General features: G+C 68.1%; 19 protein-coding genes. 11 read left to right on the top strand and 8 right to left on the bottom strand.

Features of this window, described 5'->3' with window-relative positions; all coding sequences use genetic code 11:
- Window positions 1–50 precede the first annotated feature (50 nt).
- The 4 genes from ACIA12_RS07125 to ppk2 all read left to right on the top strand — a co-directional run bounded on the left by ACIA12_RS07125 (window position 51) and on the right by ppk2 (window position 4,524).
- Window positions 51–1,391 carry an FAD-binding oxidoreductase gene (locus tag ACIA12_RS07125; RefSeq protein WP_396365957.1) on the top strand — a complete coding sequence of 447 codons (1,341 nt, stop codon included), beginning with the start codon at window positions 51–53 and terminating at the stop codon, window positions 1,389–1,391.
- Between the two features lie 21 nt (window positions 1,392–1,412).
- The gene (locus ACIA12_RS07120; RefSeq protein ID WP_396365955.1) at window positions 1,413–2,867 is read left to right on the top strand and encodes a hypothetical protein; all 1,455 of its coding nucleotides are present in this window, start codon (window positions 1,413–1,415) and stop codon (window positions 2,865–2,867) included.
- Window positions 2,868–2,911: 44 nt separating this feature from the next.
- The gene (locus ACIA12_RS07115; RefSeq protein ID WP_396365954.1) at window positions 2,912–3,547 is read left to right on the top strand and encodes a class I SAM-dependent methyltransferase; all 636 of its coding nucleotides are present in this window, start codon (window positions 2,912–2,914) and stop codon (window positions 3,545–3,547) included.
- A 68-nt stretch (window positions 3,548–3,615) separates the two neighbouring features.
- Window positions 3,616–4,524 carry a polyphosphate kinase 2 gene (gene ppk2 / locus ACIA12_RS07110; protein ID WP_396365953.1) on the top strand — a complete coding sequence of 303 codons (909 nt, stop codon included), beginning with the start codon at window positions 3,616–3,618 and terminating at the stop codon, window positions 4,522–4,524.
- Between the two features lie 3 nt (window positions 4,525–4,527).
- Here ppk2 and ACIA12_RS07105 read toward each other — a convergent pair whose 3' ends face one another.
- From ACIA12_RS07105 to ACIA12_RS07090, 4 genes are all read right to left on the bottom strand, one after another.
- Window positions 4,528–6,009, bottom strand: coding sequence for a sensor histidine kinase (locus tag ACIA12_RS07105; protein WP_396365951.1), 1,482 nt, complete (start codon window positions 6,007–6,009; stop codon window positions 4,528–4,530).
- Window positions 6,009–6,710, bottom strand: coding sequence for a response regulator transcription factor (locus tag ACIA12_RS07100; protein WP_363821307.1), 702 nt, complete (start codon window positions 6,708–6,710; stop codon window positions 6,009–6,011). The genes ACIA12_RS07105 and ACIA12_RS07100 overlap by 1 nt, the downstream gene beginning before the upstream one ends.
- A gap of 85 nt (window positions 6,711–6,795) precedes the next feature.
- Window positions 6,796–7,347, bottom strand: coding sequence for a hypothetical protein (locus tag ACIA12_RS07095; RefSeq protein ID WP_396365949.1), 552 nt, complete (start codon window positions 7,345–7,347; stop codon window positions 6,796–6,798).
- Window positions 7,348–7,473: 126 nt separating this feature from the next.
- The gene (locus ACIA12_RS07090; RefSeq protein WP_396365948.1) at window positions 7,474–7,959 is read right to left on the bottom strand and encodes a DUF456 domain-containing protein; all 486 of its coding nucleotides are present in this window, start codon (window positions 7,957–7,959) and stop codon (window positions 7,474–7,476) included.
- Between the two features lie 42 nt (window positions 7,960–8,001).
- On the opposite strand from ACIA12_RS07090, the gene ACIA12_RS07085 reads away from it, so the two are divergent.
- On the top strand, window positions 8,002–9,984 hold the full coding sequence (locus ACIA12_RS07085; RefSeq protein ID WP_396365946.1) for a glycogen debranching N-terminal domain-containing protein: 1,983 nt from the start codon (window positions 8,002–8,004) through the stop codon (window positions 9,982–9,984).
- Here the strand turns inward: ACIA12_RS07085 and ACIA12_RS07080 are convergent.
- Window positions 9,981–10,610, bottom strand: a complete 630-nt coding sequence (locus ACIA12_RS07080; RefSeq protein WP_396365944.1) for a LysE family translocator — start codon at window positions 10,608–10,610, stop codon at window positions 9,981–9,983. The genes ACIA12_RS07085 and ACIA12_RS07080 overlap by 4 nt on opposite strands.
- A gap of 84 nt (window positions 10,611–10,694) precedes the next feature.
- Here ACIA12_RS07080 and ACIA12_RS07075 point away from each other — a divergent pair, with 84 nt between their 5' ends.
- Window positions 10,695–11,948, top strand: coding sequence for a PLP-dependent aminotransferase family protein (locus ACIA12_RS07075; protein WP_396365942.1), 1,254 nt, complete (start codon window positions 10,695–10,697; stop codon window positions 11,946–11,948).
- A 156-nt stretch (window positions 11,949–12,104) separates the two neighbouring features.
- Here the strand turns inward: ACIA12_RS07075 and ACIA12_RS07070 are convergent, their stop codons facing one another.
- A complete protein-coding gene (locus ACIA12_RS07070) occupies window positions 12,105–12,356 on the bottom strand; it encodes a hypothetical protein (RefSeq protein ID WP_328323792.1) in 252 nt (83 codons plus the stop codon).
- A gap of 445 nt (window positions 12,357–12,801) precedes the next feature.
- Here ACIA12_RS07070 and ACIA12_RS07065 point away from each other — a divergent pair, with 445 nt between their 5' ends.
- The gene (locus tag ACIA12_RS07065) at window positions 12,802–14,886 is read left to right on the top strand and encodes a type IIA DNA topoisomerase subunit B (protein WP_396365940.1); all 2,085 of its coding nucleotides are present in this window, start codon (window positions 12,802–12,804) and stop codon (window positions 14,884–14,886) included.
- On the opposite strand, the gene ACIA12_RS07060 is transcribed toward ACIA12_RS07065, so the two are convergent.
- Together ACIA12_RS07060 and ACIA12_RS07055 are read right to left on the bottom strand one after the other, a co-directional pair.
- Window positions 14,883–15,869 carry an alpha/beta hydrolase gene (locus tag ACIA12_RS07060; RefSeq protein ID WP_396365938.1) on the bottom strand — a complete coding sequence of 329 codons (987 nt, stop codon included), beginning with the start codon at window positions 15,867–15,869 and terminating at the stop codon, window positions 14,883–14,885. The two genes, ACIA12_RS07065 and ACIA12_RS07060, sit on opposite strands and share 4 nt — an antisense overlap.
- Window positions 15,866–16,477 carry a TetR/AcrR family transcriptional regulator gene (locus tag ACIA12_RS07055; RefSeq protein WP_396365936.1) on the bottom strand — a complete coding sequence of 204 codons (612 nt, stop codon included), beginning with the start codon at window positions 16,475–16,477 and terminating at the stop codon, window positions 15,866–15,868. The genes ACIA12_RS07060 and ACIA12_RS07055 overlap by 4 nt, the downstream gene beginning before the upstream one ends.
- A gap of 67 nt (window positions 16,478–16,544) precedes the next feature.
- Here ACIA12_RS07055 and ACIA12_RS07050 point away from each other — a divergent pair, with 67 nt between their 5' ends.
- The 4 genes from ACIA12_RS07050 (at window position 16,545) to ACIA12_RS07035 (ending at window position 19,892) form a co-directional block, all read left to right on the top strand.
- Entirely contained in the window at window positions 16,545–17,942 is a 1,398-nt protein-coding gene (locus ACIA12_RS07050; protein ID WP_396365935.1) for an MDR family MFS transporter, read from the top strand.
- A 4-nt stretch (window positions 17,943–17,946) separates the two neighbouring features.
- A complete protein-coding gene (locus ACIA12_RS07045; RefSeq protein ID WP_396365933.1) occupies window positions 17,947–18,597 on the top strand; it encodes an HAD family hydrolase in 651 nt (216 codons plus the stop codon).
- 41 nt (window positions 18,598–18,638) lie between these two features.
- A complete protein-coding gene (locus tag ACIA12_RS07040; protein ID WP_396365932.1) occupies window positions 18,639–19,097 on the top strand; it encodes a VOC family protein in 459 nt (152 codons plus the stop codon).
- A 120-nt stretch (window positions 19,098–19,217) separates the two neighbouring features.
- Window positions 19,218–19,892: a GntR family transcriptional regulator gene (locus ACIA12_RS07035; protein WP_396365930.1), complete on the top strand. Its 675-nt coding sequence runs from the start codon at window positions 19,218–19,220 to the stop codon at window positions 19,890–19,892.
- Window positions 19,893–20,149 lie beyond the last annotated feature (257 nt).

Here is a 20,149-nt window from a genome sequence, read left to right as displayed (position 1 = left end):
TGCATCGTCAGTGGGGTGTGAATGGGTCTCTAGATGTGAGGAAGGACGTCATGAGTTCAGCGCTGGAAGCACTCCGTCAGGACTTTGGTGGGGACATCGTCGAGCCGGGCGGGGCGGAGTACGAGGCGGTCAGTGGGTCGTTGCTGGTGCCGGGCAGTCCGGCGTACGTGCTGCGGCCGGTGACTGTCGCGGATGTGCAGGCGGCGGTCAGGTTCGCTGTCGACGCGGGACTGAAGTTGTCGGTGCGCGGTGGTGGACATGGGTTCGCCGGCTTCGGGACCAACGACGGCGGCGTGGTGATCGAGCTGAGCCGGCTGGCGAGCGTCGAGGTCGTCGACAAGGAACGGCACCTGGTACGAATCGGAGGCGGGGCCGTCTGGGGTCAGGTCGCGGCCGCGCTGGCGCCGCATGACCTGGCGATCTCGTCGGGCGACACGAGGAGCGTCGGCGTCGGCGGGCTGACCTTGAGCGGCGGCATCGGCTGGAAGGTCCGCAAGTACGGGCTGGCGTTGGACAGCCTTGTTGCCGTGGAGCTGGTGACTGCCGACGCCGAGGTGGTGCGGGCCAGTGCCGAGGAGAACCAGGAGCTGTTCTGGGCGGTCCGTGGTGGCGGTGGCAACTTCGGGGTCGTGACCTCCTTCGAGTTCACGGCGCAGCCGACCACCGACGTCTTCTTCGGTAAGATCTCCTTCCCTGCAACGGAGTTGACGACGGTTCTGCAGGGCTGGGCCGAGTACCTGCGGACGGCGCCCGAGGAACTGACCAGCATCGTGGACTTCGCCAATCCGTTCCTCGGCGGACCGAACGCGCCGGTCGAGGTCAGCGTCGCCTACGACGGTGACGACCCGGAACTGGCCGCGCGGGCGATCGACCCGATCCGCCGGCTCGGCACGGTGCTCAGCGACGAGGTGACGCTGAAGCCCTACGCGGAGGTCCTGGTGGATGGCATGACTCCGCCGCCAGGCATCCAGATCGTGACTCGCAGCGGCTTCGTGGACACCGCTTCGGTGCCCGAGGTGCTCGGGATCCTGGCCGAGGCGGCGGCGATGGAACTGTCGCCGATCATGTCGGTTCGCAGCGTCGGCGGTGCGGTCGCGCGGGTCGCCGACGATGCCACCGCCTACGCGCATCGCCAAGCGGAGTTGATGTTCGCGACCACCGTGCTGGGGCCCAAGCCGGCGATCGACGCGGCCGGTCCGGGGCTGGCCGCGATCTGGGCGAGGCTCGCGCCGCACGTCAGCGGCGCCTACGCCAACTTCCTCAGTTCCGCGACCGAGGAAGCCGTCGGGACGGTGTATCCGGCCGCTACCCGCGAGCGGCTCGCGGCGGTCAAAGCGCAGTACGACGCCGGCAACCTGTTCGCCGGCAACCACAACATCCAGCCCGGGTGATTTCGCCTGTACGTTGCTGGGGTGGCTGTACCTGGTGTGGATGGGGAGATCGTCGAGCTGCTGCTCGGCCTGGCGAAGGACGAGCTGGGGGCGGACCTCGACAACTGGCAGCCCGGCCAGCTGACGACCGTCCTGTACGACCTGCTCCCGTACTCCGGTGGCGTCCGGCCCGGCTGGGTCGACGAACTGCGGACCGCGTTCCCGGAGTTCGTCACCATCCTCCGCCAGACCGGGCGCCTCGAGCTTGCCGATCTGCTCGAGGGCGAGGCCGAGGCCGCACTCAACGATCCTGGCCTCGGCCGGACCGATCCGGTGAACTGGTGCCGGTACCGCCGCCAGCAGAGCGCATTGGCGGGCCTAGCCGAGCCCCGGGCCGAGCTGCCACTGGAGCCGCTCGCCGGATCGCCGACGCCGGTCACGCCGATGCCCAGTCGACTAGCTGCCGCCGCTGCGGGCTCGGAGTTGCTCGGTGATCTGTACGACTTCGCACTGGACGTCTATCGGACCAAGCAGGAGCAGCCCGACCACAGGTTGTGGCGTCTCGCGGTGCTGGCCGGGTGGATCTGCCCGAGTCCGGTCAGCCCGCAGTACGGGCCGTCGATGCATGCCTGGGCGCCGGATGATCCCGAGGTGACTCCGGCGCGGCCGCTGGTCGCGTGGCTGGAGACCTGTCGGGTGGTGCTCAGTGAGTCGCCTGAGCTGATCGACGTACTCCTGACAGCCTTCCGCGATGGCACGACTGCTGCTCCGGACGGGGCTGAGCAGCTCGAGCGGCTGGGTGCCGTCACGCTCGCGGACGGGCGGCTGGGGTTGACGCAGCTCGGAGTACGGGGGTTGTTCACGCGGGGGAGATGGGCGGATCCGGAGTACTGGTTGCTCGATCCCGGGCAGTGGTGGGCGAATCTGCGGTCGGAGGATCTGATCGCGTTCATGACGGCGGCGTCGAAGCTGTGTGTGGTGGATCAGGCGTGGAGTGTGCAGCGGTGGTTCGAGCAGGCTGATCCGCTGGAGTTCGCGTACCAGTTGGTGCGGCTGGGCAGTCAGGTGCATGGAGCGGTGCTGAACACGGTCTTCGGGTACCTGCTGCGGATCGGGCTCGAAGCGGCGCCGGCGGTCGAGGAGTGGCTGGTGACCGAGGAACTGTCGGGGCTGGGCTGGATCTGGTTCGACGCGATCGGCGCGCCGATGGCCGGGATCCCCACCGAGCACGGGAAGTACCTGGCGACGACCGAGATGGTGCGCTCGCTGGACGACCTGACCGCCCTGCTCGACCGGTACGCCGAGTATCCGCCCGAGCCGCCGTTGCCGGGTACGACGATCGACGAGCTGATGTTCAGCGTCCCGCTGCGGATCAGGACGGCGCGGGTCAACGCGCTCCTGCAGCGGGTGCTCAACCAGGAGTTGGCGCAAGAGCCGGGGGACCGCGACGAGCTGCTCGGGATCATCGCGGAGGCCCGGCAAATGTTGCTGGAATAGCAATTTTCTTTGTCGGATCGGACCGGAGCGCAGATGCTGGAGACATGACTGTGGATGACAGAACCGCCGAAGAGTACTGGAACGACCGCTACCGCGAGAGCACGCGGATCTGGAGCGGCAATCCCAACGTGGAGCTGGTGAACGAGGTCTCCGGGCTGACGCCGGGGACCGCTCTCGACCTCGGCTGCGGTGAGGGCGGGGACGCGATCTGGCTGGCCAAGCAGGGCTGGCGAGTGACTGCCGTGGACGTCTCGCCCGTGGCCCTGGAGCGGGCGGCTCAGCACGCGGCAGAAGCCGGCGTGGGGGAGCAGATCGAGTGGCAGCAGCATGAGCTCGGCAAGTCGTTCCCGGACGGGACCTTCGATCTGGTGTCGGCGCAGTTCCTGCACTCGACGGTCGAGCTGCCCCGCGAGGAGATCCTGCGGACGGCGGCCGAGGCCGTGGCGCCGGGTGGCGTCCTGCTGATCGAGGGGCACCTCGACTGGCCCGACTCGCTCCGGCACACGGACCACCCGGAGGTGCATTTCCCGACGCCGGACGAGGTGATCGCAGATCTGCACCTGGACGACGGTCGCTGGGAGATCCTGGTCAGCCGCGCCCATGACCGTGAGCAGGTCGTCGACGGCGAGACGCTGACCCGTCGCGACAGCACGGTGAAGGCGCGCCGGCTGCCCAGCTGAGCACGTGTTCACCGGGCGGACAGTCCATGTTCACCGTCGGCGCGCCTGGTACGGCGAATCTGGGGGCTATGAGCACCCCTGATCTGGTCCAGGAGTTCGGGTTCCGTGTACTCGACGAAGAGGACGACGACCCGGTCCTGCTGCGCGCCGACGGTACGCCGGTCGACACCTGGCGGGAGGGCTACCCGTACGGCGAACGCCTGGCCCGTGAGGTCTACGACCGGGACAAGCGGCTGCTGCAGATCGAGCTGCTCAAACTCCAGTACTGGGTGAAGCGGTCGAAGCAGAAGCTCGTGATCATCTTCGAAGGCCGGGACGCGGCCGGCAAGGGCGGCACGATCAAGCGGTTCATGGAGCACCTCAACCCGCGCGGCGCCCGGATCGTCGCTCTCGAGAAGCCGACCGACCGCGAGCAGACGCAGTGGTACTTCCAGCGGTACGTCGAACACCTGCCGGCGGCCGGCGAGATGGTGCTGTTCGACCGCTCCTGGTACAACCGGGCGTGCGTCGAGCGGGTGATGGGGTTCTGCAGCGACGCGCAGTACGAGGAGTTCATGCGGCAGGCGCCGGAGTTCGAGCGGATGCTCGTCCGCTCGGACACCCATCTGGTAAAGCTGTGGTTCTCGGTGTCGCAGGCCGAGCAGCAGACCCGCTTCATGATCCGGCAGATCGACCCGGTCCGGCAGTGGAAGCTGTCGCCGACGGACCTGGCGTCGCTGGACAAGTGGGGCGACTACACCGAGGCGAAGGAGGCGATGTTCCACTACACGGACACGCCGCACGCGCCGTGGACCGTGGTGAAGAGCAACGACAAGAAGCGCGCCCGGCTCGAGGCGATGCGGCACGTGCTGAGCCTGTACGAGTACGACAACAAGGACCACGAGCTGGTCGCCCAGGCCGACCCCAAGATCCTCGGCCCGGCCGCCCAGGTCTTCGAACACGGCGAGTCGACCACCCGCCAGTTCCCCCAGCTGTAGTTCTCAGGCGATGACGGGAAGGTGGACCGTGAAGGTGGCGCCGTGGGGGACGGTGTCGGTGACGGTGACCTTGCCGCCGTGCGCGGCTACCAGGGCGGCGACGATGGAGAGGCCGAGGCCTGAGCCGCCGGTTGAGCGGGTTCGGGCCGAGTCGGCTCGGTAGAAGCGCTCGAAGACCTTGACCTTCTGCTCCTCGCTCAGACCGGGGCCGGTGTCGGCGACCTCCACGATCGCCTCGCCGTCGCGGGTGCCGACCGAGATGGTGATCGGTGCGTCGACCGGCGTGTGATGCAGCGCGTTGCTGACGAGATTGCCCAGTACCTGCCTGAGGCGCGCCTCGTCGCCACTGACGACCGGTGCGCCGGAGTTCGGCAGGATCTGCAGCTTCATCTCGCGACCCGGCTGAACAGCCTGTACGTCGTGCACCGAGTCGCCCGCCAGCGTCAGGAGATCCACTGGCTGGTGCTGCAGCGGTCGCTGCTGGTCGAGTCGCGCAAGCAGGAGCAGGTCGTCGACGAGCAGCCCCATCCGCTTGGTCTCGTCCTCGATCCGCTTCATCGTCGCCGGATCAGCCGCGGCACCCTTCTGCCGGGTCAACTCGGCGAATCCCCGGATCGAGGTCAACGGCGTCCGCAGCTCATGACTCGCGTCGGCGATGAACCGCCGCATCCGCTCCTCCGACTGCCGAGCATTCTCCTCAGAACGCCGCGCAGCATCCTCCGATCGCCGCGCCGCAAACTCCGACGCGGTCCGCTGCGCAAACGCCCCCTCGATCTGCCCGAGCATCTGATTCAACGCCAACGACAACCGCCCCACCTCAGTCCGCGGATCCCGCTGAGGCACCCGCCGACTCAAATCCCCACCAGCAATAGCCACCGCGGTGTGCTCCACATCCTCCAACCCCCGAAGACTCCGCCGCACCACATACGTCCCAACCCCAGCCAGCAACACCAGCAGGATCACCCCAGCAGCGATTTGTACTCCCACCAGCTTCTGGATGGTCTGATCCATGTCGGCGAGGTTCTGCGCGATGATGACCGAGCCCTCGACCTGGGTGGTCGGCACCACCAGCACTCGCCAGGTGGAGCCGCCCGACACCGCATTGACGGTGAACGGTTCGGTGAGGTTGGCGACCTGCTCAGTGGTCAGCTTGGGCAGCTTGGGCTCCGGGTCCGCCGACTCACCACGCTCGATCTGCCCGATGAAGGCGCCGGCCGGATCGAAGTACTGCACCAGGAACGGGCTTGGCGGTGGCTTGAAACGGTCGCCTGGCCGGCCAGGGTTGATCAGCCCGGGCGGCCGCCGCGCCTGTTGTGGGGCGAACTTCTCCAGTTGCGAGTCGACGCGGTCGATCAGATAGCCGCGCATGATCGTCGTGGCCAGCAGTCCCGAAGCCAGCAGCGCGCCGGTCACCAGCGTGATGAGGACCAGGACGATCGTGACCCGCAGGGGGTAGCGGTCGGTTATCCGGCGGTGGGCCTGCATCAGTTCGGGCCTCGGGGGGTGCGGAGGACGTAGCCTACGCCGCGGACTGTGTGGAGGAGTTTCTGGTCGCCGGTGTCGACCTTGCGGCGGAGGTAGGACATGTAGGACTCGACGACTCCGGCGTCGCCGGCGAAGTCGTAGTTCCAGACGGCGGAGAGGATCTGGCCCTTCGACATCACCCGCTCGGCGTTCTCGAGCAGGCAGCGCAGGAGCTTGAACTCGGTGAGGGACAGTTGGACCGCCTCGCCTGCCTTGAAGACTTCGTAGCTGTCCTCGTTGAGCTCGAGGTCCGCGTACCGGAGTACCGCCGGCTCTGTCGCCGTCTGCTCGCGATGGCCCGAGCGGCGCAGCAGGGCGCGGACCCGGGCGACGAGCTCGTCCAGGCTGAACGGCTTGGTCACGTAGTCGTCGCCGCCGGTGTGCAGGCCGAGGACCTTGTCCTCGACAGCGTCGCGCGCGGTGAGGAACAGCACCGGTACGTGCCGGTCCTCACCGCGCAGCCGGCGGACCACCTCGAAGCCGTCCAGGCCGGGCATCATCACGTCCAGCACGACGAGGTCGGGTTCGACCTCGCGGGCCTTGCGCAACGCCTCGGCGCCGTGCGTCGCCGTGGTCACGTCGTACCCGGCGAAGCGCAGGCTCGCGGACAGCAGCTCGACGATGTTCGGTTCGTCGTCGACGACCAGCAGGTGCGGGCTCATGGTCCCAGTCTTACGCCCGCACCCTGTCCAACCCTGGGAGATTCCTGGCAATCGGCTGTGAGCGTCCGCCTGGCTCAGCCCTGAATCAGCGCGGCCCGCGCTGGCCGAAGCCGAACTTCTTGTGCGACGCGTCCCGCTGGGTGCCGTCGGACACGCTGGTGGCCGTCGACTTGCCGTCGGCCACGATCGCCGAGACGTGGACCGTGTTGCCGGTCTTGATGCTGGTGATCCCGTCCCGGGTCGCGTTGACGAGGGTGTCGGCGGTGACCACGTACTCCTTGCTGTAGCCGTCAGCGCTCTTCACCGTGATCGAGTCCTTGCTGACCGCGCTGACGGTGCCGGTCTGGGTCGCGACGGTCTGGTAGCCGCCGCCGTCCTTCTCGACCGTGAACTCGCCGTGGAGCGCCTTCCCGAACCCGAACTCGCCGTGCCGGCCAGGTCCGCCCGGGCCACCAGGTCCCTCGGGCTTGGCCGGGTTCGCCGAGTCGGGCGCGGACGGGGACGTGGACGGGCTAGGGGTCGGATCGGCGTTGGTCGCCGCCCAGGCGACTCCACCGGCCCCGGTGGTGACCACGACTGCCGCCACGGTCCCGACCAAACGCCAGCGGTTGTCGGTGAGCTTCTGAATCGACGCCATGCTTTGCTGCCTCCCGGTACTGCGTACCAAGCGGGTCACCTGGTACTGGTCATCCCACGATCCGCCGCGGACCTGAGACGAACCTGCGGTGAAGCTGGCAAGACCCTGGCAACCCGGGGCCGGAGATCAGACCAGGAACAGCACCGCGACGAGCCAGACGGCCGCGGCCAGCGATGTACCGACGAACTCGATCAGGATCGAGAGACCGGTGGCTCGCAGAGCGTGTTTGGTCGAGATCCACGCCTGGTCGTGGCTGCCGAGGCGCTGCCGCTCGGACAGGTACACCCCGACCGGGAAGCCCACGAACATGCCGATCACCGGGATCACGAAGAACCCGACGATCCCGAGCACCACGCCGATGAGCATCGATCGCCGCGGTACGCCGGACTCGCGCAGCCGCCGCTCCGGCACGATGTACTTGACCACCTGGCTGGCCCCGATCAGCACCACCGCGGCGGCCAGCACGATCCAGCCGGTGGCGCTCTGCACCTCCAGCGCCCAGACCAGGATCGCGGCGAGGCTGAGGATGGCGCCGGGCAGCACCGGGATCACGATGCCGAGAATGCCGGCGAAGATCACCACGCCGACCAGGAACGTCGCAACGCTGTTCACGGCCCCCACTCTGCCGTAGTCCGGCGGTCTTAGGGTGGACCCATGCCTGACCCTCACGATCTCGTCACCACGCTCGCCGCGCCCTGGGTGGTGCTGTCACCGCGATCGGGCCAGCTGACCGGTACCGGAGCCGAAGGCGTGTACGCCCGCGACCGCCGGATCCTGTCGCGGCTGGAGGTGACCGTCGACGGCCGCCTTCCGAAGCCGGTGCAGGTGGACGAGCCGGCCACCGGCACCACCCGGTACGGCGCTGTGCTGGACGGTCTGGGCGACCCGGGCCACGACCCCACCGTGTCGCTGCTGCGTACTCGCCAGGTCGACGGCACCGGCCTCACCGAGCGCATCACGGTCGTGAACCGCTCACACGAGACCGTCGACTGCGAGCTGGTCGTTGCCTTGGGCACCGACCTGGCGGGTACGGCGGCAGTCCGCAGTGAGGCCGCCGCGGATCTCCCGCTGATCGACCCGATCGCCGACGGCGCCGGCCTGCGGTGGGAGGACGGATCGGGCATCCGGGTCAGCGCCACCTTCGACCCGGCCCCAGACCTCAACCAGAGCTGGAGGTTGAAGGTTGACCCCGGCCAGTCGACAAGCGTCACGCTCAGGTTGACCGCGAGCTTCCCGGTCGGCGATGGATTCAGCATCGAGCCACCTGGCACCCGGCCTGCGTACGGCGCTGTCGAGATCGACTGCGACGACCAGCGCATCACCCGCTGGGTCCGCCGTTCACTGGACGACGTCGCCGGCCTTCAACTGTCGGCCGACGGGGGAGAGCGTTATCTCGGCGCGGGCCCGCCGTGGTACCTGACGCTCTTCGGTCGCGACTCACTCATCTCCGCCGGCATGCTGATCCCGGTCGATCCGCAACTCGCCGCCGGTACCTTGCGAGCGCTGGCTGCCCACCAAGGCACTCGCGTCGATCCCACCGCGGCAGAACAACCCGGCAAGATCCCGCACGAGTTGCGCTCCGAAGTCGCCGACCACGGTGGCGGCCTCGTCCTGCCCGCCGCGTACTACGGGACGCACGACGCAACCCAGCTCTGGATCACCACGCTGCACAAAGCCTGGCGTTGGGGGATGCCCGCGGACGAAGTACAGGCGTTGCTACCGAATCTGCAGAGAGCGCTCGCCTGGATCCGCGACTACGCCGACCCCGATGGCGACGGCTTCCTCGAGTACATCGACGAGACCGGCCACGGCCTGGCCAACCAGGGCTGGAAGGACTCCCGCGACTCGGTCCAATGGCCCGACGGCACCCTGGCCACGGCGCCGATCGCGCTCTGCGAAGTACAGGGCTATGTCTATGCCGCCGCGATCGCCGGCGCCGAGATCCTCGACGCCTTTGACCTCGAGGGCGGACCTGAATGGCGGGAGTGGGCCGCAGCCCTCAGAGAGCGCTTCCGCGCGAACTTCTGGGTGGACGGCTATCCGGCGATCGCACTGGACGCAGGGAAGCGCCCGGTCGCCGGCCCCGCTTCCAACATGGGCCACCTCCTCGGCACGGGTCTCCTCGACGGGGACGAGGAGCTGGCCGTCGCCGAACACCTGGCGGCCTCCGACCTGAACAGCGGCTTCGGGTTGAGAACGTTGTCCAGGGCAATGACTTACTTCAACCCGCTCGGCTATCACACCGGCAGCGTCTGGCCCCACGACACCGCCATGGCAGTCCAGGGCCTGTACGCCGCCGGCCATCCCGCCACCGCGACGTCGTACGTCCAAGGCCTGCTCACCGCCGCCGAATCGTTCGACTACCGATTGCCTGAGCTGTACGGCGGTGAAGGCACCGACCACGAACTCACCCCGACGCCGTACCCGCTCTCATGCCGTCCCCAAGCCTGGGCTGCGGCCTCCGCGATCGCCGTCGTGGTCGCAGCGCTGGGCATCGACCCCAACGTCCCCGCGGGCACTCTCGACCTGTCACCCGCCACGATCCTGCCGTGGCGGCGTCTGAAGCTCAACGGAATTCGCGTCGGCGATCACGGCCTGTCCATCCAGCTCAATGACGGCGTGCTGACGGTCACCTAACGCAGAGCGCCCAAGGCGGCGACTACAGCGATCGTCAGATAGATGCCGGCGACAACGTACTTGCGCAGGCCTGCGAAGCGCCCGCCGGTCCGCATCCGGCGGCCGATGACGTCGGCTCCGAGGGCGTAACAAAGATCGAGGGCCAGGCCGATGACGAGGACGGTGAGGCCGAGCAGCAGCATCTCGTCGCGCACTTGTCCGGTACCGGCGCCGCGGCTGGTGAACTGGGGGAGGAAGGCAAGGAAGAACAACGCGGCCTTCGGATTCAGCAGATTGACGAGCACCCCGTCGCGGAAGACCCGGCCGAGCGTGGTGATCTTGATGCCACCGACGCCTTGTGATCCGGACGAGCTCAGGGTTCGCACGCCGAGAAACGCCAAGTAGCCGGCGCCCGCCAGCGAGATGACGGTGAAGACCAGCGGCGATGCCTGCACCACGGCGGCCAGGCCGAGCGCGGCGAGCAGGATGTAGACGATCGAGCCGGTCTCGATCGCGAACGCCGAGACCACTCCCGCACGGCGGCCCTGGGTCAGGCTGCGCAGCGAGATGTAGATGTTGTTCGGTCCCGGCATCCCGACCAGGACGACCGTCGCTCCGACGAACCCGAGCGCCTGCCCGATCCCCATCCACAACCTCCACTCTCGAATTGGACTGCCTGCGACTAGCCTGACGAGATCGGCAGCAGTCCACCCGAGCCAATAGGGAGAGAAGTGGACCGTTCTGGAGATCCAGCCGCTCTCGCCTCGCTGATCGGGCATCACCTGACCGAGCACTCGGGTGGGCTCTACCGGCGCCTGGCCGATGCGATCGGTGCGTTGATCGGGTCCGCCGAGTTGCCGGTGGGTGCGCGGCTTCCGGCCGAGCGTCCACTGGCGGAGGCGTTGGCGGTCAGTCGGTCGACGGTCGTCGCGGCGTACGACGAACTGCGCGCGCGTGGACTGGTCGAGAGCCGCCGAGGCAGCGGTACGACGGTCGCGCCGGCCGCCTCCAAGGGCAGGTCCCGCGCCGACAAGCGGATGCCCACCGGGTACGGCGAGTCGCTCTTCCACCGGATCGCGCACGGCCCGAGTGAAGTGATCGCGATGACGTACGCCGTCGACCCCGGCATCCCCGAACTGGCGGCCGAGGTGGAAGACCTCGCGCGCACCGAGCTCCCGTTGCTCTTGCAAGGAGTCGGCTACCACCCGCGCGGTCTGCAAGTACTACGTGAGCGCATCGCGGACCACTTCGCGGAGTCAGGTCTGCCGACCACTCCCGACGAGATCGTGGTGACGAGTGGAGCGCATCAGGCGATCGCCTTGGTCACCCAGATGTATCTGCGAACGGGCGCCGCCGTCGTCATCGAGCAGCCGAGCTGGCCGGGCTGCTTCGACCTGTTCGCGGCCGCGGGCGGTCGGGTGGTCGGCGTACCGCTGGACGATGCCGGCGTACGGCCCGATCTGCTGGCGGCGGCGTTCTCCGAACATCAGCCGGCGATGTTGTTCGTGATGCCGACCTTCCACAACCCGACCGGTCGATTGATGTCATCGGCCCGGCGTCGCCAGGTCGCCGAGCTGGCGGCCCGGCATGGCGTGGTAGTTGTCGAGGCCCGCCGAACGTCTGGCCAGACACAAAGCGCTTGCCGATCTCGGCAGTCCGGTGATCGAACAGGCGCTGACCGCGCGATTGTTGCCCAGACTCACCGAACTCACCGCGGCCCGGGCGGCAATGGCGACGACGCGAAAGCGGCTGATGAGTCAGTTGCTGACAAAACGCCCACCGGAATGGCAATGGGAAGAACCCGTCGGCGGGTCCGCATTGTGGATCAGGTTGCCGGATACCGACGCGCGGATCTTTGCCCAGGTCGCGCTGAGGCACGGGGTCGAGGTGGTGGCGGGCCGGGCGATGGATCCGACGGGGGAGCACGACGACCACCTGCGGGTGCCGTTCAGCTACTCCGCCGAGGTGATGGCGGAGGCAGTTGATCGGCTGACCTCGGCTTGGCGCGAGCTCAGGCGTCACGGGCCGGCTGACGTAGTACCGGAGGTTGTTTGAGATGACGGATGGCGGCCACCCTGTCCGGGTGACCGCCATCGAAGATCAGTCGTTGGGAGCGCCCTCGTTGGCGCCGCGAGGCCGGGTTACCGGTCGCCCTCCGCAGGGACCGACTCGGCGGGCTTGGCGTCTTCGAGCTTGCCCGTCTCGTCGTGGATGGTGATCGCGATGTTGCGCAGCTTGTCCGCGTGCTCACGTCCGTGGTGGGCGCAGAAAAGTAGCTCCCCACCGGAGGTCAGGGTCACGCGAACGTAGGCCTGCGCGCCGCAGCGGTCACAACGGTCCGCAGCCGACAGGGTCGAACTCGGGGCGAGTGCTGTAGTCACTTGAGGCCTCATCTCATCTAGTTCCGTACTCACCAGATAGCAACATCCTGACATGCGGTTCGCTTCCCGGTAGGGCCAGCGTGTCCGAATGTGAGACGAACCACCTGTTCCCTTATGACGCATATTGACGGGGAATCGTTTCGGATTCGGGTGATCTGCTGTTTCCAACGGGTGTCGGGCGTGTCTTCTTTCACTGTGCGCTACAACCTCGTCACTGCGTGCGCATGAGCGGAGTGTCGTAAAACACGTCGATCGAGTCCGGATCGATATCTGCTGTCACACCTTTCTGTGCCCACCGTATCTGGTGCTGGGTCAGTACCCACGCCGCTTGCCCGATACACCGGCCGCCACAAGGTGGCCCTCCCGGATTTTGGGGGCGCGGCTGCGTAGGCTGTTCCCGTGCGACGGCTCCCGGGCCGCGCCCGCTGTTCTGCTTGTGAACCAGAGAAGGAGCCCTGTGGCCGCCCCGACACCTCGCAGTACCGAGCTCGACCCGACGTACAACGCCCGCAACCTGCTGGTGCTCGAAGGCCTGGAGGCGGTCCGCAAACGGCCGGGGATGTACATCGGCTCGACCGACAGTCGCGGCCTGATGCACTGCCTGTGGGAGATCATCGACAACGCCGTCGACGAGGCGCTGGCCGGTCACGGCGAGCGGATCGACGTCGTGCTGCACAACGACGGCTCGGTCGAGGTCCGCGACAAGGCCCGCGGCATCCCGGTCGACATCGAGCCGAAGACGCAGCTCAGCGGCGTCGAGGTGGTCTTCACCAAGCTGCACGCCGGCGGCAAGTTCGGCGGCGGGTCGTACAACGCCTCCGGTGGTCTGCACGGGGTCGGCGCCTCCGTCGTGAACGCGCTGTCCGCGCGGCTCGACGTCGAGGTCGACCGCGGTGGGGTGACCTGGACGACCTCGTTCCGGCGCGGCGTCGCCGGCGAGTTCGACGGCGAGGGCGCGAACGCGGGCTTCACCCCGGCGGTCGGCCTGCGCAAGAAGGGCCGCGCCAAGCGGGGTTCGGTCGGCACCCGGATCCGGTACTGGGCGGACCGGCAGATCTTCACCAAGGACGCGACCTTCAACTACGACGAGCTGGTCACCCGGGCGCGGCAGACGTCGTTCCTGGTGCCGGGGCTCGAGCTGGTCGTCCGCGACGAGCGCACCGACGAGCCGACCGAGGAGTCGTTCAAGCACGAGGGCGGGATCAGCGAGTTCTGCGAGTTCCTGGCCACCGACCAGCCGGTCACCGAGGTGGTCCGGCTGACCGGTACCGGCCACTTCACCGAGACCGTGCCGATGCTCGACGACGCCGGCCACATGACGCCGACCGACGTCGAGCGCGACCTCGAGGTCGACATCGCGGTCCGCTGGGGCGACGGCTACGAGACCGAGCTGCGGTCGTTCGTGAACATCGTGGCGACGCCGAAGGGCGGCACCCACGTGGCCGGCTTCGAGCGGGCGCTGCCGAAGGTCTTCACCAAGGCGCTGACCGGCACCCGGCTGCTGAAGAGCGGCGAGGAGCTGATCAAGGACGACGTGCTCGAGGGCATGACGTCGGTGGTCACCGTCCGACTGTCCGAGCCGCAGTTCGACGGCCAGACCAAGGAAGTACTCGGTACTCCGGCCGCTTCGCGGATCGTCGCGAACGTGGTGCAGAAGGAGCTGGAGGCGTTCCTCGGGTCGACCAAGGGCGCGGCGAAGGCGCAGGCCCGCGCGGTGATGGAGAAGGTCGTCGCGGCCTCCCGGACCCGGGTCGCGGCCCGCCAGCACCGCGAGCTGCAGCGGCGCAAGACGGCGCTGGAGTCGTCGGCACTGCCCGCCAAGCTGGCCGACTGCCGCAGCAACGACGTGGACCGGTCCGAGCTGTTCATCGTCGAGGGTGATTCAGCGCTCGGGACGGCGAAGCTGGCCCGGAGCTCGGAGTTCCAGGCGCTGCTGCCGATCCGGGGCAAGATCCTGAACGTGCAGAAGGCGTCGGTCGGCGACATGCTGAAGAACACCGAGTGCGCCTCGATCATCCAGGTGGTCGGCGCCGGCTCGGGCCGCACCTTCGACCTGGAGCAGGCGCGCTACGGCAAGATCATCTTCATGGCCGACGCCGACTCCGACGGCGCGCACATCCGCTGCCTGCTGGCCACGCTGTTCTTCCGCTACATGCGCCCGCTGGTCGACGCGGGCCGGGTCTACACCGCCGTACCGCCGCTGCACCGCTTCGAGCTGACCAACCCGAAGAAGGGGCAGGACAAGTACATCTACACGTACTCCGACGCGGAGTACCAGCGGAAGTCGGCCGAGCTGATGAAGAAGGGCGTCAAGTGGAAAGAGCCCCCGCAGCGCTACAAGGGTCTCGGTGAGATGGACGCCGACCAGCTCGCGGAAACCACCATGGACCCCCGCCACCGCACCCTGCGCCGCATCACCGTAGACGACGGCGAAGCAGCAGCCGGAGTCTTCGACCTCCTGATGGGCAACGACGTAGCCCCCCGCAAGGAGTTCATCGTCCAGGGCGCCTACGAACTGGACGAAAACCGCATCGACGCCTAGGCGTTTTCTTCGGAGTGCTGTGCGGCGTCTAGCCAGGTGGTGACGGCGCCGTACGCCGCTGCTCTGGCCTCGGCCTGGCTGAGGAAGACGTCGTGGCGGGTGTTGGGGATGACGACGACTGTTGTCTGGGGGCCTAGGTGGGGGGCCCAGCGGGCGATCTGTTTGACGTCCAGGACCAGGTCGGCCTGGTCCGAGGCTTCGGTGTACGACTTGGCGAAGTGGGTCTTGTCGGAGTGGAGGACCAGGGTGGGCACTCCGGAGTCGAGGCCTTGGTGGACTTTGCGGTGGCCTCGGCGTACGGCGTTGAGCCAGCCGACCGTGACGGGGAAACCGAGCAGCGGTTTGAGGACGGTGTCGAAGTCCCACTCGCCGGTGCCGGAGACGTGGATGGAGTTTCCGTAGACGCCGCCGACGGGAGCCGGCAGTACCCGCTTCGGGATGACGCGCGCGAGCGGAACGAGAGCCCAGGTGATCGGGCCGCGGAGCATGGCACTGCCTTGCTGGTCGAGCCAAGGGCTGTTGAGTACCACTGAGTCGACGGGGGCCGGTCGGCCGTTGCGGCGTCGGCGGTCCAGCCAGAGCGGGACGATCAGTCCACCGGTCGAGTGGGCGACGACGGTGATCGGCAGCCCGGGATGCTCCTTGGTGACGAGCTCGATGCTTTGGTCGAGCTCAGCGTCGTACAGGGCGAGGTCGGAGACGTAGTGGGCGATCTGTCCGGGGCGGCGCGCCCGGCCGCACTTGCGGAGGTCGAGGGCGTAGAAGGCCGCGCCCCGATCGGTGAAGAAGTCGGCCAGCTCGGTCTGGAAGAAGTAGTCGGCGAAGCCGTGGACGTAGAGCACCACGCGGTTGGGGTCGGCTGTCGCGGTCCGTCGGATTAGGGTCGCTTCGACCTCGCCCTCGCCGTCCGGGTCCACCCCGAGGGCGATGGTGTGCTGCTGGTAGTCGTCGCCGAGAACATCAGGCTTCCAGGTGGGAGTCATCGGGATCTTTCTCGCTCGAGGGACCGGACGAGGGGAAGGAAGATCTCGTCCACGATCTCCACGATCACATCGTCCGGGACCGGTTTGAGGGTCATCAGGGATTCGTGGCGGTAGAGATCGAAGGGTAGGGATCGGATCCGGGGAGTGAGGCGGGAGGGGTCCAGTTCGCCACGCGCGGCGGCGCGGTCCAGGATCACGTCGGTGCCGGTCGCCCTGTGCTGGAAGGCGTTCTCGCGCAGATCGGCGGGGCTGGTGCCGGTCTCCTGGAAGTACGGGCCGAGGTAGTACGTGAGCAGCACCGTGAAGCCTGCCCGGTGCTGGTTGGCGAAATGCATCAGCTCGATCAGGTCGGTGCGCAGCGAACCGGTGTCGGGCGGGAGCGGGAGGTCGCGCAGCATCCGGTGGTCGACAGCGGCGCGGACCAGTTCGGCCTTCGTCGGCCAGCGGCGGTAGATGACCGGCCGGCTGGTGCCCGCCCGGTGCGCCACGGCGTCGATGGTCAGCGCGGCGTACCCGGTCTCGAGGAGCTCGTCCCAGGCCGCGGCCAGCAGGGCGTCCTCGAGTTCGGGGCCGCGGCGTCGGCGGACGGGCTCGCTCTCAAGATCCACTTGCGTATCTTATCCGATCGCCCTACCGTTGCGATAAGAAACACCCGCGTATCTAATGGGAGTCCCAGTGTCCGAACAGGTCGCCACCACCACCGGCATCGATCCACAGCTCAAGAAGCTGGCGATCGCCATCGTCACGGGCGTGATGGCGGTCATCCTCGACACGACGATCGTCAGCGTCGGGCTGCACGATCTCGGTACCGCGCTCGGCGCGTCGGTGTCGACCCTGCAGTGGGTCAGTACGGCGTACCTGATCGCGATGTTCGTCACGATGCCGATCACCGGCTGGGCGCAAAGCCGCCTGGGCAGCAAACGGCTGTGGCTGATCGCGCTGGGCGTCTTCACCTTCGGCTCGCTGCTGTGCGCGCTGGCCTGGGACGCGCCGAGCCTGATCGCGTTCCGGGCCCTGCAAGGCATCGGCGGCGGCGTGATGCTGCCGCTGATGACCACGATCCTGATGCAGGCGGCGAAGGGCCGGAACCTCGGGCGCTTGATGGCAGCCGTCAGCCTGCCCGCCGCGGTCGGCCCGATCCTCGGCCCGGTGGTCGGCGGCATCATCCTCCACTACGTCAGCTGGCACTGGATGTTCCTGGTCAACCTCCCGCTAGGCATCGCCGGTCTGTTGCTCGCCGTGCGGCTGTTCCCCGCGGGTGAACCGGGTCGGCGAGTGCGGTTGGACGTCGTCGGGTTGTTGCTGGTCTCGCCCGGCGTGGTCGGCGTGATCTATGGCCTCAGCAGGGTCGGCAAGAGCGGTGGCTTCGGCCATTCCGAAGTACTGGTGCCGATGGTCGGCGGGCTTGTTCTGCTGGGGGCGTTCTGGTGGTGGGCGGTACGGCGTGGCGAGCAGGCTCTCATCGACCTGCAACTCTTCCGCCATCGCGCGCTCGCCGTCTCGACCGCCCTGCTGTTCCTGACCGGCATCGCCCTGTACGGCGCGATGCTGCTCCTCCCGCTGTATTGGCAACAGATCCGCGGCGAGGACGCGTTGGGGGCCGGCCTTCTCCTGGTGCCGCAGGGGATCGGCGCGCTGGCCTCCCGCTCGATGGCCGGCCGGCTGACCGACAAGATCGGCGGTCGCTGGGTCGCGGTCACCGGGTTCGCGGTGATGACGATCGCGACCGTCCCGTTCGCCTTCGCGTCGGAAGGTACGAACACCTGGTACCTGATGGCGGTGCTGCTCGTCCGCGGCCTCGGCCTGGGAGCAGTCGTCATCCCGCTGATGACCGGCGCGTACGTCGGCCTCGACCACGACGAGATGCCGGACGCCAGCATCATCACCCGGATCGCCCAGCAAGTCGGCGGCTCGTTCGGTACCGCCGTACTGGCCGTCATCCTCACCACTGCTGCCACCACCTCCGCCAACCTCTCGGACGCCTACGGCACAGCCTTCTGGTGGGCCACCGCCTTCACCGCCGTCGCCGCACTACTCTCCCTGCTACTCCCGAAACCGACTGTGAAACCCTGAGCCCGTGCCCCGCCTCGCCTGCTTCGACCTCGACAACACGCTGATCGATCGGGATCGGGCCTTCCGCGACTGGGTCGATTGGTGGGTGCAGCGCGAAGGTCTCGGGCCCGAAGCGGTGGACTGGCTGCACGAGCACGACGGTGGCGGGTACCGCCCGCGCGAAGAACTGTTCGCGAGCGTGAAGGAACGCTTCGGACTCGACGCCGACGTCGCCGCGCTGGTCGAGGCGTACGACCGCGAGTACCCGGTCTTCGCCTCGATCGACCCCGCCGTGGTGCCGGGGCTGCTGTCGCTCCGTACTGCGGGATGGCGCGTGGCCGTGATCACCAACGGCGGCGTCGTGCAGCAATCGATCAAGCTGGAGCGGACCGGTATCGGCGCGGCCGTGGACTACTGCTGCATCTCCGAGGCGGTCGGGGTGCGGAAGCCCGATCCGCGGATCTTCAAGATCACCGCCGCCCAGACCGGCGCGACGCTCGTCGATGGCTGGATGGTGGGGGATCACCCCGCATACGACATCGCCGGCGGGATCGCGGCCGGACTGTCCACGATCCTGATCGGCAACCACCATCCGGCGGCCGCCACGCCGGATCGGGTGCCCACGCATCACGTCGCGTCGGTGCTGCAGGCGTTCCCGGTGATTCTCGCGTCCTGAGCCGTGGTCTTGGGCAGGCCGGCTGGTACAGGATGTCGGCCATGAGCTACCTGCCGCCGCATGGGCGTGTGCTGACGCCGTACTTGTGTTGTCGCGATGCTGCGAAGGCGATCGACTGGTACGGCGAGGTGTTCGGTGCGCGGCCGACCGAGGCGCCGTTCGTCGGCGCGGACGGGCGGATCGGGCATGCCGAGTTGGAGATCGACGGCACCGCCTTCATGCTGTCCGACAGCTACCCCGAAGCCGGTGTCGAAGCGCCGGCCACCGACAGCGCCCCGACCTATGCGCTGAATCTGTATGTGCCGGATGTGGACGCTACCGTCGCGGCCGCCGAGCAGGCCGGCGCGGTGATCGAGAAGCCGGTCGCGGACACGTTCTTCGGCGCGCGCTCGGCCACCTTCAGGGATCCGTTCGGCATCCGCTGGTCGGTGGCTACTCACCTTCGCGACGTCGGGCAGGAGGCCCTGGACGCCGCGAAGGCGAGCTTTGCCGGGGGCTAGCCGAGGGCGGCGCGCAGGACCGCGTGGGCGCACTGGACGATCTCGGCACCCGCCGAATGTCGCTGCCTCGCAGAACGCATCGGCTCGGGCTGAGGCCAATGCTTCGTATACAGTTCACCGGTGACCTCCCACCCGGTTCTTGTCGGCGACGGCCATCTGCCACTGCGCGACGTGGTCGCGGCGGAGCTGCGCCGGCTGATTCTGGACGGTTCGCTGCGGCCCGGTGAGCGCCTCGTCGAGGACCGCCTGGCCCAGCAACTGGGAGTGTCGCGGAACCCGATCCGGGAGGCGATGCGGGTCCTGGAGGCCGAAGGCTTCCTCGACGTGGTGTCGCGGCGCGGGGCGTTCGTGGCCAAGCTGTCGGCTCGCCAGGCCGACGACCTGTTCCACGTCCGGCTCGCCCTCGAGCCGCTCGGAGCCCGGCTGGCCGCCTCGGTCGAGGAGCCGCAAACGGCTATGCTGCAACGGGCCTGGGAGATCCTGGCCCTGGTGCGCGCGTCCGGCGCGGACCAGGACCTCGACACACTGTCGACCCTGCACACCGAGTTGCACTCGCTCATCTTCGAGATGACGCGGAACGACTACCTGATCGCGATCGCGATCCCGATGGTGAAACGCGGCCAGTGGTTGCTGAGGCAGAGCGCGCCGCTGCAGAACCCGGGCGCCTGGACGGAGCACCACGGGCTGATCGAGGCGATCGAGGCCGGTGACGCCGACCTCGCCGAGGCGGCCGCCCGCCACCACGTGCTGAATGTCCGCAGCTCGCTGCGCCCGCGGCTCGACTCCGCCGGATAGGCCGCGCACTGCTCCAACTGTATACGGGAGCATCTCGGCAACCCCGGCCCCTTAGCCGCTGATTCTGCGGCCTGAGTTGTTCCCAGCCTGAGATTCGACCGCTCAGCCGCGCCTCAACGCCTTGTTTTCAACGGATCTGGGGCTGCGTGGCGACCACTCCACGGCCTGATACGAAATTCGCCTGTGCCGGACCGGAAACACGGACGTAGCAAACTCCGTATACAACATACGGAACAGCTTCTGCCTGCTCGTCCCCG

This window comes from Kribbella sp. NPDC051620 (genome assembly GCF_044453825.1).
GTDB lineage: Bacteria > Actinomycetota > Actinomycetes > Propionibacteriales > Kribbellaceae > Kribbella.
Note: the sequence above shows the minus strand (reverse complement) of the source record. Positions and strands in the feature narration are given on the sequence as shown.